Here is a 13,330-nt window from a genome sequence, read left to right on the forward strand (position 1 = left end):
TCCGGGGATTTTCAGGTTCTTGCGTAGATTATATAGATACCTGGAGTGTGACCTGTGGTGTAACTTTGGGGGAAATTTTCAGTTATTGTTCAGACTGAATCACTAGACATGAAGTAGAGCCTCGTTTAGCGCGAGGCTTTACCTATGTTGGCAAGTGGTAGCTAGCCGCACCGGCGGCGTTGCCCTTGCCTCGTGTTATTTTCCCCGGACAAAGGATCCCGCCACACGTGAGCTTGCAGCAGGCCGAGACTGGCACCATCGCCCGTAAATCCAAGCCAAAGGTTTTTCGTGGCGACATTCAGGGATTACGCGCCATCGCCGTAGGCGTGGTGGTGATTTACCATTTTTGGCCCAAAGCATTGCCCGGTGGTTTTATCGGCGTGGACGTCTTTTTTGTCATCTCGGGATTTCTGATCACCACACACTTGCTCAAGCGTCCACCTCAGAACCTTCGTGACGTAGCGCAGTTCTGGATGCGCCGTGTTAAACGTCTGCTTCCAGCCTCATTCTTAGTCATTCTGGCCGGGCTGCTTGGGGTCTGGCTTTTGGCTCCGATTACGTTGTGGCAGGACTGGGGATTCCAGGCCATTGCCGCCACGTTCTATTTCCAGAACTGGTATCTCTCAACTTCTAAGGTTGATTATCTGGCCGAAGCGGATGCGCCAAGTCCCTTCCAACACTTCTGGTCATTATCGGTGGAAGAGCAGTTCTATCTCATCTGGCCGATCCTCATCGGTGCCTTGCTGTTCGCTGCGATACGTTTTGGCTGGAAGCGCGCCAACACCGCACTTATCGGGATGGGCGCAATCTTCGCCTTGTCCTTGGGCTTCTCCATCTACGCAACGGCGACCGACGCAGGAGCCGCGTACTTCTCCACCTTCACCCGTGCCTGGGAGTTCGCAGCTGGTGCCCTCGTGGCGGCATTGGGGCAGCGCGCCTATGCGGCCAAAAAAGACGCGACGAGCTTGATTGGGGCATGGGTTGGATTGGGTGCGATTGTATTCAGCGCCTTGGTATTCGAAGGTGAAATGCCGTTCCCCGGCTATATTGCTCTGGTCCCTGTTCTAGGTACCTCGTTGATGCTGTTGACGCACTCCACACACAAGTATTCGCCTGGTTTCCTGCTGGAGAACCGTGTCATGCGCTTCCTCGGCGATAATTCTTATGCCATCTACCTGTGGCACTGGCCGATTCTCATTCTGGCTCCCTATACGGTCGCCGAATTCGGGGTGACTGCGCAAATTGGTGCGTTGGCGCTGACCTTAGTTCTCTCGGTACTCACTCAGAAGTTGGTTGAGGTCCGGTTCCGTAAATTCATTGAGGTTTCAAAGATTTTGACTGCCCCAAGATTCTTGCTTGCCGGCTCAGCCACCTTGGCACTGGCCGCCGGCGCTTTCTACACCATGAGCGGGAACATCATGGAGGAGTCCAAGGATATAACCGCTTCGGTCAAACGCGTCAACGCGCAAGTTGGAACGGACTGCTTCGGCTCCAACGGGCTCTCGGATCGTTGTGTCGAAGAACAGGGAATTCCGGAGGGCTACAAGCAGCTGGCCCCGGCCCCTATCGTGGCCAAGGACGACAAGCCAGAGGTCTACGCGGATGACTGTTTTTCCGAGCAAGGAGACAACTACGCAAAGCGTCCGGTCTGCAGCTACGGCAAAGACGATGGAAAGCTCAAAGTTGCGATAGTGGGTAATTCACACGCCGGTCAGTGGGTGCCAGCGGTCAAAGCTATCGCCGAGCAACGCGGGTGGAAACTCGACACCTATTTGATCAGCCGGTGTGCGGTGATGGGTGAACGCCAAACCTATGATGAGAAGGCCTCTGTCGACGCCTGTGCGGAATACTCGGATTGGACCACTGGGCAGATCGACAAGAAAGACTATGATCTGGTCATCTCATCAAGCCGCCAGTCCTTAGCGATTGAGGGCAAGGACTTTGCCGGATCTGAGCTACCTGCGCAGCAAGCGTTTGAGAAGACCCTGAGTGACTGGAAAGATACCGGCGCGCAGGTTGCGGTTATCAAGGACACTCCGTTCCCTGGAAGCACCGTGGGTAACCTGCCGGACTGTGTTGCCGAACATGAGCAGGAACTTTCAAAGTGCAGTGGCCCGGCTGATCAATGGATTCCTATGGACCCGCAGTTTGATGCCGTCAAGGCCCTGGATGATCCGAAGATCGTCTCGGTGAGCCTGAACGATAAGTTCTGCCGGGAAGACACCTGTCACGGCGTGATTGGCGGCGTCGTGGGATATTGGGACCACTCGCACCTATCGAACACCATGGCCAAGGACCTCGCCAAGCCGTTAGACAGTCGGCTCAAAGAAGTGCTGGATAACGACAAGCTCTTCGCTTCTTCGTAACATCGAATCAGCACACAGAGACTTTGCTGGAAACTCAGCAAACTGCGGTGCAACATGAACAAAATACAAATAATTGATAAAAAGCTTGCCGGTCACTGAGCGACTACCTATGCTCAAATTTATGGCCGTTTCCTGTCTGTAATCGCTAGCAAATATGTTGGCTCCCTCAAGGGTTACGGCTGGAGAATTCTGTCTGATGCGCAAGCAACCTCATCTCGGCAAACGGTTTGTGGCAATCGTTGGCTTTCTCGCGTTGGCAGCGCCTCTGTCGGTTGCACCGACGGCACATGCGGTGGACCCGGTGGTTTCGGTGTCGGTACGAATAGCCGGGAACAACGCGGAAGACGCCCCACCGTCGAAGTTTCTGAAAAAAGTCACCGAAACCAGCACTACGGTGAATCTTCAGCTGCGCCGGAGCCCCAACGCGAAAGCAGCATCGCTCGGGGTGATGCCCAAAGGCACCGTCGTGAAATTGACTGGGAAAAAGCAAGGTGCCTGGAGCCAGCTCAAATGGGGATCCAAGACCGGTTGGTCTGCCACCGAATTCCTGCGGACGCGTACCTTCACGAAGGATGAGTCCAAACGATTCATGCGCGGCTACGCGTCGATCTACTCCAGCGCCTCGTTGACTCGACGCGTTGGTGCAGTCAATTTCCGCACTCAGGTGCAGCTACTTTCACGGTTGGGTCAAAACCAATCAGCTCGATAGCAAACAGCCGGCCAAGGCATACCGCTACGTGCAGCACAGCGGGCCGGTGTATTCGCACTACGATGCCACGCAATCCAAGCAGGTTGGCCGCGTGCACCACGGTGAGCGCTACGAGTACCGCCGCTGGGACTCGGCGAACCGCCGTGACGAGGTCTTGCTGAACGGCAGATGGGTCTGGGCGGACTCCACCAACCGCAAGGCGCCCAAGACCGAGTACCGCTACGCGCAGAAAAATGGCACCCTCTATGACCGGGCCAGCAAGGGCAGGGCGAAAAAGGTTGGCACCATCAAGGCCGGAGCCAAAGTGCAGTGGGCCACCTGGGATTCGAAGAACCGCCGTGACGAAATCCGAGTCAACGGAAAATGGGTGTGGACCGATGTCACCAACCGTAAAAAACCCCCAGGGGCTGATCCCGCCGACGGTGACCGTGGCCGACTACGGCCGCTTCACCACCAAATCCTTGACCCTGCTCAAGCAGCCATCTGCCAAGGCCGGCTGGGCTGGGAGCCTGAAGAAAGGCATGAAAGTCACCGTGCAAGCCAAAGCAGACGGAGGCTGGGTCAAGATCAAGTCCGGTTCGAAGAGCGGCTACATCAAGGAAAAAGACAACCTTCGGCTAGCCGGCCCGCACTCTGTCGCGGTCTACGGCACCCTGCGTACGGGGCAATCCGCCTACAACGTGATGGGTGGTTTCCAGCAAAAGGAAATGAACCAGCGTATTTCCAAGACCGCTCTCTACCAACTGTGGAATCGCAACTGGACCTTCTTGACCAATGGTTCCAAGTCCGTGGTGACCGAACAATTCCAGTATTCGGATCAGGCCGGACCGTCCATGCTGAAAAAGCTGGACAGATATGAAAGCCAGCTCAAATACCAAGGTCGAGTGATGTATACCCGGCAAAAGGTGCGGTTGACCGACGGGTCGCAGTCCTGGACCTATAAGACCACACTATTTTCGGAGAAAGTCGTCAAGAGATCAGGCCGCTATATCTCTTCCGGCGACTTCCTGAAGCGCTCCTAGGCAAGGAAAGAACTGTGAAAACCTCCCAAAAATCAGCCATTGAGCGTCCCGGGCGTCCACGCAATCAGAAGGTACTGCTGGCAGGTGCCACGGTACTTGCCCTCACCTTGGGCGCCGGCGGGTTGGTGCTTGCCAATTCCTTGGGCGCTCAAGCCGAAAGCACCACGAAGGCTTCCCAGAAGCAGCTGGCTGACGTCGCACGAACTGATGCCCAGACCGGGGAAAAAGTTTACGTGGATGCCCAAGCCCAGGTGATCAAGTCCCTTGGCGAAGCGGGAAAACTGACCGTAGAGGGGCAGAAAAAACCATCTTTCGAAATCACCGTGCACAGTGTCAAAACCTTGGACTCGTGCACCTTGCGCGGGTTCGGGGAAAAAATCACCCCGGAGAATGGACACTTCCTCCTGGTTGATGTCAGCGCCAGCCTTGCGGCTTCAGCCGCCAATGCCGTGGAAGAGGAGATTGCGCTGATGCCGCTGGATGCCTCGGTCTTTGGCGTGTCAACCGGTGAAAACCAGAAGGTGGCCTACCAGCTGGATACCGTGGCCTCCTACTCTTGCGAGGTAGAGAACGCTGCGGACATCGCCGTGGGCGCAGGAGATGAGGTCCGGGGCATGCTCATGCTTGATGCACCTTACGATTCGGGACAAATTGTGTACGACCCTGAAAAGACCGGCGGTTGGACGTGGGGCTACTAGCCAGACATCGATGTGACTGCCAAGCAGCTTCGATGAGCGTGGATTTCTTGGCCGGCCTCTAGTTTCCTTCCGCTATTGGGCATAGTCTGGAGCACTACAATCAATTCGTGCTTTGGGGGACCGGATTATTGTGCAACGTAGACATCACGTGAGTTACCTATTGGCCAGACATCAACGTGCCCAGCACGCCAAGCCGTTGATTATCTGGACAACTTCCGTGTTGTCCGCACTCAGCCTTACCGGCGCTCTCGCGTGGCCGCTGCTGGCGCAACCGGCCGGCCTGCGGTCCGGGACAATGGAAACCGGAATTGGTTCCCTGGCAACGGCAGATTTGCATGGTTATCCCATTGTGGTCAGTGAGTTCGCCCCGCTGGCGGTCTTCGGCGGCTCGGGCAAAGAACTAGCCATTGACGGGCGCCCTGCAAATATCGCGCTAGAGCTATTCGGGGCAGATGATCATGTGCAAGGATCCGAGGCCGGATCAGCAGCTCAACCGGGCCAATCAGGAAATTCCTCCGAATCCGGGCATCGTGCGCTGCTGGCCGGAAGAGTAGGGGCCGCCGGTCAACTTCCCGGAAACCTGCAATTGATGCACCCGGTCACCACTCGGAGAATTTCCAGCCCCTATGGTTGGCGTTCGAATCCCACCGGTGCAGGAAATCAGATCCACATTGGACAGGACTATCCCATAGCTTGTGGTTCGCCGGTCTACGCCAGCGAATCCGGTCGAGTCATCGTATCGGCCTGGGCCGGGCATTCAGGCATGAGGGTCACTATTGACCACGGCTACAACGTTCACACCGGCTACAGCCACAATTCTAAATTGCTGGTGCGAGCCGGACAGCATGTGCAACGCGGTGAAGTCATCGCCTTGTCGGGGACCACGGGCAATTCCACCGGATGCCACGTGCATTTTGAGGTGCTCATCGATGGCCGGTGGAATGATCCTCGTCTGTTTCTGCCAGCAATCCCCGGCCAGCCCGAAGCCATGATCGACTCCACACGGTTGACGGTGGATGCCGACAGTGCACCCAAGGAACAGAAGCAGAACAAGCCGGAAGAAGAAAAGAATCCTGATGTCGTTGTGCCCGTGGATGACACCCCGGTAGTGCCGGAACCGTCACCCACCCACACGGCTAAGCCGTCGGCTGCTCCCAAAGAATCAACCTCGCCGGCACCATCTAAGTCGCCAAGCGCCAAGCCAACGAAGTCTGCAACGCCAACGTACTCCGCTAAACCCACGCCGTCGCCTAAACCAAGCACGCCTGTCACGGTTCAACCCACGCCGTCCTCGCCTGGCCCAAGCGCATCGCCGAGCCGTACAGGATCGCCTACACCAAGCGCGAGCGCATCGCCGAGCCACAGCCCCACGGCCACCACGCCGCCATCTCAAGAACCCACGCAGAGCGCGCCGCGCAGCAAGACACCCCAACCGACGGCGTCGCCTACTGCCAGTGCTACTGCGAGCCCTAGTCCTCGGATGACCCCGGAAGCACCAAGCTCTTCGGCGGCGCTTCCTACATCGCACAAACCTACAGTGCGGGCAACAACTGAACCCGAAAACTCACGTAGCTCCGGCTCCCCGTTACAGACAACGAACAACGAATCTGCTAAGGGCTAGCCTGCAGCGGACCTGGGGTTCAGGACCTGATCTTCCCGCTATGAGGCCGGGGCATTGCTTCCGCGTCGAAAGGCGGAGACCGTAGGGTCCCCGGGCAACCAGAATCGCCATGGAAACTGCGGTCCTCCGGCAATTCCAGCGACTCCCACCCGTGGGCCACTGACAATCTGTGCCGGGCTCTCGGGCGGCGCTTGCAGCGAGAATGGGGAGGAGAACAAGTCCAGTCCATCATGGGCTGCGCGTGTGATGCCCAGCGCCTGAGCAACGTTGCCGGGTCCGCGGGCCAGCTGATGGCCTGGAATTTTGCTGCCGCTATCTTTGCGTTTTGTGAGCCTACGCTGCTGGGCAAGCTCGTTGCCTTCGATAATCTCGCCTGCGCGGATGAGCACCCCCGAGGCGGAACCTGACGGTGAACAGACAAAATTTATTGCGTAGTGCATTCCGTAGCTGAAGTACACGTAAGCGTGGCCCGGGTCCGCGAACATCGACGCATTGCGTTCGGTGCGGCGGTCTTTTGAATGACTTCCAGGATCATACGGTCCAGTGGTACCCACACCCATATAGGCTTCCACCTCGGTGATGCGCAGCGTCACCAGCCCAACAACAGAGTCCACAGAAAACCTGGCACCCAGTAATTTCGGCGCAACATACAGCGCGTCCTGGCTGAAAAATTCGCGGTTCATCTCTCAAGTATTACCAGATCTGGTCAAAGTGTCGGTTGGGGCTGTGAAGATACTGCTATCGGATGCATGGGGCATCGGATAACTCGCACCCATCAAGGAATATCAATGAAAAAGCGCATGGTAACTTTGGCCAGCTTCTTGGCCTTGCTCTTCACCCTCACTGCTTGCGGCGTTTCCACGCAAGAATATGAAGCGGCTCAAGCATCTACCGCCGCACTGGACAGCGAGAAGCAGGCGTTGCAGATAGAACTAGACACTGTGAACGCCAAGCTTGAAACCGTTGAGGCGGAGGCGACCGAGCTGCGTGAAGCCGAGGAACAATGCGAAGCAGAATCGAAGGCTGAAGCAGAGCGTCAGGCGGAAGAGAAAGCCAAGAAGGATAAGGAAAAAGCGGCGAAGGACGCCGCCAAGAAAGCCGAGGAAGCCAGGGCCAACAAGGCAAAGAAGATCTCCAAGCGTGCACTGGCCCAGATTGTGAAGAAGCCAGACTCGAACATAGATAAGAACGTCATTATCTATGCCAAAGTCACCCAGTTTGATTCGGCGACTGGCCCTTGTATCTTCCGTGCTGACGTCGCTCACGCGCATGTGGGAAAGTACGACTATGAGCACAACTCAATGTTCACCGCCGGTGATGGTGTGTCCAACTGCGACATCTTGGATAACGTTCTGGCAGGTGACATCATCCAGGTCACCGCAACGGTCATCGGATCCCTGAGCTACGACACCCAGATTGGTGGATCTACTACCGTTCCCAAGTTCGAGGTCATCAAGATCAAACAACTCTGATCATATTTTCATTACTGGCAATTCGGCTCGGTTCCTGCTCTGCGCAGAGACCGAGCCGATTGCCGTTTAGTGAATGGGCGGAAACCAGCCGGAAACATTTGTGAGAGCAGATCGTTACACCAAAGCGTTGATCGTCACATCCCCGAAATCAAAAGTGCCTCCTGCGGAAATATCGGTGACTAAGAATTAGTACTTGAAAGACCTGATTCACTCACCGATACACCAAACACTTTTGAGGAGATGGGTCCCTGATGCAGTTGGATACAGCCAGCTTATGGATCATGATCGCCGCAGCGCTAGTTCTCTTAATGACACCGGCACTGGGCCTGTTCTACGGCGGAATGACTCGTTCCACCGGCGTGGTCAATATGATGTTGATGAGCTTCTCCGCCGCCGCACTGAGCGCTATCGTCTGGATCCTGTGGGGCTACTCGCTCTCAGCGGGTCAGCCCGCTATTGCCGGAATTATCGGCAATCCGTTCAGCGACATTGCCATGCACAATACCGAGCCAGCCGGACTGCTCAGTGCCGGGTTCTCCGGGACCTTCGCGCTGATTTCGGTAGCTATCATCTCCGGAGCCATTGCAGACCGCAGTCGCTTCGCCCCATGGCTGCTCTTCGTGCCACTGTGGGTTTCGCTGGTCTACGCACCGGTAGCCTTCTGGATTTGGGGTGGCGGAATGCTGTCGGAAGACGGATTCCTCGGACGTATCTTCGGTGAAGCCATCGACTTTGCCGGCGGCGCGGTGGTACACACCAACGCCGGTGTTGCGGCCCTGGTGCTTGCACTCAAGCTTGGTCAGCGTCACAATTTCCATGACCGTCCGCAGCCGCACAACACCCCACTGGTGATGCTTGGTGCTGCACTGCTCTGGTTCGGTTGGTTCGGGTTTAATGCCGGGGCAGCGACCACCGTTGAACAGGCCGGACTGATCTGGATTAACACCATGGGAGCCCCAGCAGCCGCAATCCTAGGCTGGATCTTCGTGGAGAAACTCCGTGGCCAGCGTCCGAGCTCGGTGGGTGTAGCCTCCGGCCTTGTCTCGGGACTCGTAGCCATTACCCCAGCGTGTGCAGACCTGGCACCGTGGGCCGCCCTGCTGCTCGGACTGATTGCCGGCGCCGGTTCTGCCTGGGCAGTCAACCTGAAATGGAAGCTCGGCTACGACGACTCACTTGATGTGGTCGGCGTGCACCTGGTCTCCGGAGTCATCGGTACCTTGTTCCTGGGCTTCCTTGCCCTGCCGACCGAGTCGAACGCTGGCGGCCTGTTCTACGGCGGAGGAATGGGACAGCTCGTCGCCCAGTTCATGACGCTGCTCGTGGTGCTTGTCTTCTCGGCGGGCATGACGTGGATCATCGCTACGGCAATTGAGAAAATCACGCCATGGCGTGTCTCGGCGCAGACCGAAATTGAAGGTATCGACGCAGCAGAGCATAATGAAAGCGGCTACCTCTGGGCTGAGAACAAGGTCTAAGTAAGCTCCAAATGAAATGAAGCTCGCCGGCTGGATCATCCACCGGCGAGCTTCTGCATGTTTGCTCGAAGATGTGAAAAGCATGGGAATTAGATCTTTTGCTGGCAAGCGGTATGAAGGTTCCCTAGCGTGGCTGGCATCCGCAGGCAATCTATTCGAAGCTGGGAACATGTCATGACAAACAAACCAGAACAGCCATCGAACCCGGAACATCCGCCAGTACTTTCGGGTCCCGGACAAGACAGCGAAACCCTGACCACCACCCAAGGTGCTCCGGTGATCGACACTGACCACTCGTTGAAGGCCGGCGAGCGCGGCCCCACCCTTTTGCAAGATCACCACCTGCGCGAAAAGATCATGCACTTTGATCATGAGCGAATCCCTGAGCGGGTGGTCCATGCCCGCGGGGCAGCAGCTCATGGAACATTTGTCAGCTATGGCAATGCCGCGCAGCTGTGCCGGGCCGACTTTCTGCAGCCGGGAAAGGAAACCCGCGTTTTTGTCCGTTTCTCTAACGTTGTCGGGTCCCGGGGTTCTATGGACACCGCACGCGACACCCGTGGCTTCGCGACTAAGTTCTACACCGAAGAGGGAATCTTCGATTTGGTGGGGAACAATATCCCGGTGTTCTTTATCCAAGACGGCGTGAAATTCCCGGATCTGGTTCATGCGGCCAAGCCGCATCCCGACGTGGAGATTCCGCAGGCTCAATCCGCTCACGATACGTTCTGGGATTTTGTTTCATTGCATACTCCGGCTCAAGCACATGCGATGTGGCAGATGAGTGACCGGGGGATTCCACGCTCCTACCGGATGATGGAAGGATTCGGCGTCCACACCTTCAGGATGCTCAGCGCCAGCGGTCAGTCTTCCCTGGTGAAGTTTCATTGGAAGCCCAGACTCGGGGTGCATTCGCTGGTGTGGGAAGAATCCCAGCTCGCGGCCGGCGCCGATCCGGATTTCCACCGCCGTGATTTGGCCGAGGCTATCACTGCTGGTCATTATCCTGAGTGGGAATTGGGGGTGCAGATTCTTCCGGATGATGGCAGCTACACATTCGAAGGGATCGACCTGCTTGACCCGACAAAGTTCATCCCGGAGGAGTTGGCTCCGGTGCAAGCCCTGGGAAAGATGGTGCTTGACCGGAACCCGGAGAACTATTTTGCCCAGACGGAGCAAGTTGCCTTCCATCCAGGACATCTGGTGCCGGGAATTGATGTCACCGATGACCCGTTGCTGCAGGCTCGTTTATTCTCTTATCTTGATACCCAGCTAACTCGTCTTGGCGGACCGAACTTTGCGCAGATCCCCATCAACCGGCCGCAATCGCAAGTCAATGACATGTTCCGTGATGGTTTCCACGAACATCGCGTGCCACAGGGTATTGCTCCGTACCAGCCAAATTCCTTAGATGGAGGTTGCCCATATATGTCGCAGGTGGCCTCGGGGGAATATCCGCCGTTGGATTTTCCGCAGGCACTTGGGGCCAGTGAGAAGGTGCGTGCCGAGCCCGCGAGTTTCTCCGATCATTACAGCCAGGCACGATTGTTCTATCTGAGCCTCACCGCGCAGGAGCGCGCCCACGTCCAGCAGGCATACGCCTTTGAGCTGGGTAAATGTACGGATGTCGCGGTTCGCCAACGGCAAGTGGACTGCCTGACGCAGATTGATGCCCAGCTGGCCTCCGCCGTGGCCGAGGCATTGGGGCTGGAAGCTCAGTCAGCTGTGAAAGACCTGCCACAGGTGCAGCCAAGTGCCGTCCTGACACAAATTGGATCCCGTTGGCCGGTTGACGGGCGCAATGTTGCGGTGATCTTCAACCGCGGCAATGAAGAGCACCTCGCGCAGATCGTCAAGGATCTGACCAGGTCGGGTATGAACCCGTTGCTGGTCTCAGCCCAGGGTGGACAGGCCGCAGGCGGGCTGCCGATTGACCGGACCTATCTCACAGCGCGTTCCATAGAATTTGATGCGCTGGTACTCATTGGACCGCTCCCGCCAGCCGCAGACTCTTCGGTTCCAATTGATGCCAAAGCCGGAGCGCCGACCGCGGGAGCCGTTCCGATAGATCCGAGGGTGTCGTTGCTGGTCAATGAGGCCTACCGGCACAGCAAAGCAATTATCTGCATTGCTGGCCACGACGCTGGTTTGCTGGATGCGCTCGGTATTGCCGATAACGCTCCAGGGATCAATAGCGTAAAAGTGGCTGGCGTGGCCCAGGCGGCGCAGGACTTGCTGGCGACACATCGTGCGTGGGAAAGGTTCCCTGTCGCCGAATAATGCTCAATAACTGAGGGCGGGTAAATCCTTGAGTGGGTTTACCCGTCCTCTTCGGTGTTCCTGACAGTTCCCGGGGATAGGTAGGTTCACCCCTTCGGGGTGCAGTACGTTCGAGGCATCAGTAACTTGGAGGACATGTCTTTAAGATACGAAAGGACGGTGTTAGCAATGAGCCCTTCGAACAGCCGTGGTGGCACTGCGTTGATAAGTCTGAGCCTGATAGTTGTCCTTGCCGGGTGCTCGCAAGCCATTCCCGTGGATCCGGAAGGAACGCTGAATACGGTGCGCAATGGCACCTTGCGCATTGGGCTTTCTCCCCATGATTCTTTTGTTGAGATCAAAGGATCCTCCTACCAAGGCAGCGAAGTGGAACTGGCCAAAGACTTCGCACAGAGCTTAGGTGCCACACCCGAGTTCATTGTCGGGGGAGAAGAGAGCCTGGTCAAAAAGCTTGAAGAGGATCAGATCGATTTAGTGGTTGGCGGGATCAGCAGTAAAACTCCCTGGTCAAAGAAGGTCGGTAGGACCCGCCCTTACACACAGGCCATTGACGAGAAGGGCAAAAAGGAAAAGCTGGTGCTGCTGGTTCCTCCGGGGGAGAACGCCTTTCTCGGCGAACTTGAGTACTTCCTGGATCAGACTCAGGAGATGCCATGATCCCGGAAGCCGGAACTCACTTACCCGAAGAGCAACAGCAAATGATGCGACGAGCGACCAGGCTGGAGTGGATCAGCATCGGCTACGCCGCGTGCACCATTACCGCCGTAGCACTGGTCGTGGGAAACTCCCAGGCAATGCGCACCGCGTGGATTGATGACATGCTCTCCGTGCTTCCGCAGGTGGCCTTCCTGCTTTCCGGGATATATGTGCGCCGCTCACGGCGCCCCACTCATCCCTACGGCTACCACCGGACCATGAGTGCCGGGCACTTAGTCGCCGGAGTGGCTTTGCTTTCCGTCGGCGCAGTACTCGTTTACGAATCCGTCTCCGCGTTGATCAAGGCGGAGCATCCGACTATCGGCACCATGAACATTGCCGGGCACACAATCTGGCAAGGCTGGCTCATGATTGCAGTGATGGCAGTCTTTGCCGTACCCGCGGTGATCCTGGGCAGACTGAAGATCAAGGCAGCTAAACCGCTGCATAACAAGCTGCTCTATGCAGATGCCTCGATGGCCAAAGCGGATTGGCAAACGAATGTGGCATCCATTGTTGGTGTGGGCGGTATTGGCTTCGGACTCTGGTGGCTGGACTCGGTGGCCGCGCTGGTGATTTCCGCGGGAATTATCCAGGATGGGTGGAAGAACACGCGTTCGGCCACCGTAGATCTGCTGGACCGGCGGGCCACCTCCTATGACGGAAAAGATCCGCACCCGCTGATCCCGAGATTAGAGGGACAACTGAAGTCCTTTGGCTGGATCAAGGACTGCGGTATACGAGCTAGGGAACTGGGTCAGGTGATGCACCTCGAAGCGTTTATAGTTCCAATTTCCGTGGACTTGTCCATGGCCCAAATCCACGAAGTGAAAGCCGCCTTGGAAGACACTGACTGGAAGGCCTATGACGTGGTGGTGACGCCGGTACTTGAATTGCCTGACTTTTTCTCCCAGCCGCGAGAAGTAGTGAAGTAAAACCTGTGATGTAACCACCACCAACAATGGGACCTCCCGGAGCCGTAATGAAC

Annotated in this window: 11 protein-coding genes; 10 read left to right on the top strand and 1 reads right to left on the bottom strand. The window is 56.8% G+C overall.

All coding sequences use genetic code 11. The annotated features are described in order from the left end of the window. Positions 1–227 precede the first annotated feature (227 nt). From VJ369_RS02025 to VJ369_RS02045, 5 genes are all read left to right on the top strand, one after another. Positions 228–2,366, top strand: a complete 2,139-nt coding sequence (locus tag VJ369_RS02025; RefSeq protein WP_324090479.1) for an acyltransferase family protein — start codon at positions 228–230, stop codon at positions 2,364–2,366. A 196-nt stretch (positions 2,367–2,562) separates the two neighbouring features. After that, on the top strand, positions 2,563–3,075 hold the full coding sequence (locus VJ369_RS02030) for an SH3 domain-containing protein (RefSeq protein WP_324090480.1): 513 nt from the start codon (positions 2,563–2,565) through the stop codon (positions 3,073–3,075). Positions 3,076–3,452: 377 nt separating this feature from the next. Then, complete coding sequence (locus VJ369_RS02035) at positions 3,453–4,097, top strand: gamma-glutamylcyclotransferase (RefSeq protein WP_324090481.1); 645 nt, start codon at positions 3,453–3,455, stop codon at positions 4,095–4,097. A 14-nt stretch (positions 4,098–4,111) separates the two neighbouring features. Continuing rightward, complete coding sequence (locus VJ369_RS02040; protein ID WP_324090482.1) at positions 4,112–4,795, top strand: hypothetical protein; 684 nt, start codon at positions 4,112–4,114, stop codon at positions 4,793–4,795. 148 nt (positions 4,796–4,943) lie between these two features. Continuing rightward, positions 4,944–6,416 carry a M23 family metallopeptidase gene (locus tag VJ369_RS02045; RefSeq protein WP_324090483.1) on the top strand — a complete coding sequence of 491 codons (1,473 nt, stop codon included), beginning with the start codon at positions 4,944–4,946 and terminating at the stop codon, positions 6,414–6,416. Positions 6,417–6,454: 38 nt separating this feature from the next. Here the strand turns inward: VJ369_RS02045 and VJ369_RS02050 are convergent, their stop codons facing one another. After that, positions 6,455–7,099 carry a DNA-3-methyladenine glycosylase gene (locus tag VJ369_RS02050; protein ID WP_324090484.1) on the bottom strand — a complete coding sequence of 215 codons (645 nt, stop codon included), beginning with the start codon at positions 7,097–7,099 and terminating at the stop codon, positions 6,455–6,457. A gap of 105 nt (positions 7,100–7,204) precedes the next feature. Between VJ369_RS02050 and VJ369_RS02055 the strand changes: the two genes are divergently transcribed. The 5 genes from VJ369_RS02055 to VJ369_RS02075 all read left to right on the top strand — a co-directional run bounded on the left by VJ369_RS02055 (position 7,205) and on the right by VJ369_RS02075 (position 13,277). Then, positions 7,205–7,888: a hypothetical protein gene (locus VJ369_RS02055; protein WP_324090485.1), complete on the top strand. Its 684-nt coding sequence runs from the start codon at positions 7,205–7,207 to the stop codon at positions 7,886–7,888. Between the two features lie 251 nt (positions 7,889–8,139). After that, complete coding sequence (locus tag VJ369_RS02060) at positions 8,140–9,366, top strand: ammonium transporter (protein ID WP_324090486.1); 1,227 nt, start codon at positions 8,140–8,142, stop codon at positions 9,364–9,366. A gap of 174 nt (positions 9,367–9,540) precedes the next feature. Continuing rightward, positions 9,541–11,646: a catalase gene (locus VJ369_RS02065; protein WP_324090487.1), complete on the top strand. Its 2,106-nt coding sequence runs from the start codon at positions 9,541–9,543 to the stop codon at positions 11,644–11,646. 168 nt (positions 11,647–11,814) lie between these two features. Continuing rightward, positions 11,815–12,303 carry a transporter substrate-binding domain-containing protein gene (locus VJ369_RS02070; protein WP_324090488.1) on the top strand — a complete coding sequence of 163 codons (489 nt, stop codon included), beginning with the start codon at positions 11,815–11,817 and terminating at the stop codon, positions 12,301–12,303. After that, positions 12,300–13,277: a cation diffusion facilitator family transporter gene (locus tag VJ369_RS02075; RefSeq protein WP_324090489.1), complete on the top strand. Its 978-nt coding sequence runs from the start codon at positions 12,300–12,302 to the stop codon at positions 13,275–13,277. Before VJ369_RS02070 ends, VJ369_RS02075 begins: the two co-directional genes overlap by 4 nt. Positions 13,278–13,330 lie beyond the last annotated feature (53 nt).

Origin of the sequence: Glutamicibacter sp. (assembly GCF_035257265.1) — a bacterium.
Lineage (GTDB): Bacteria > Actinomycetota > Actinomycetes > Actinomycetales > Micrococcaceae > Glutamicibacter.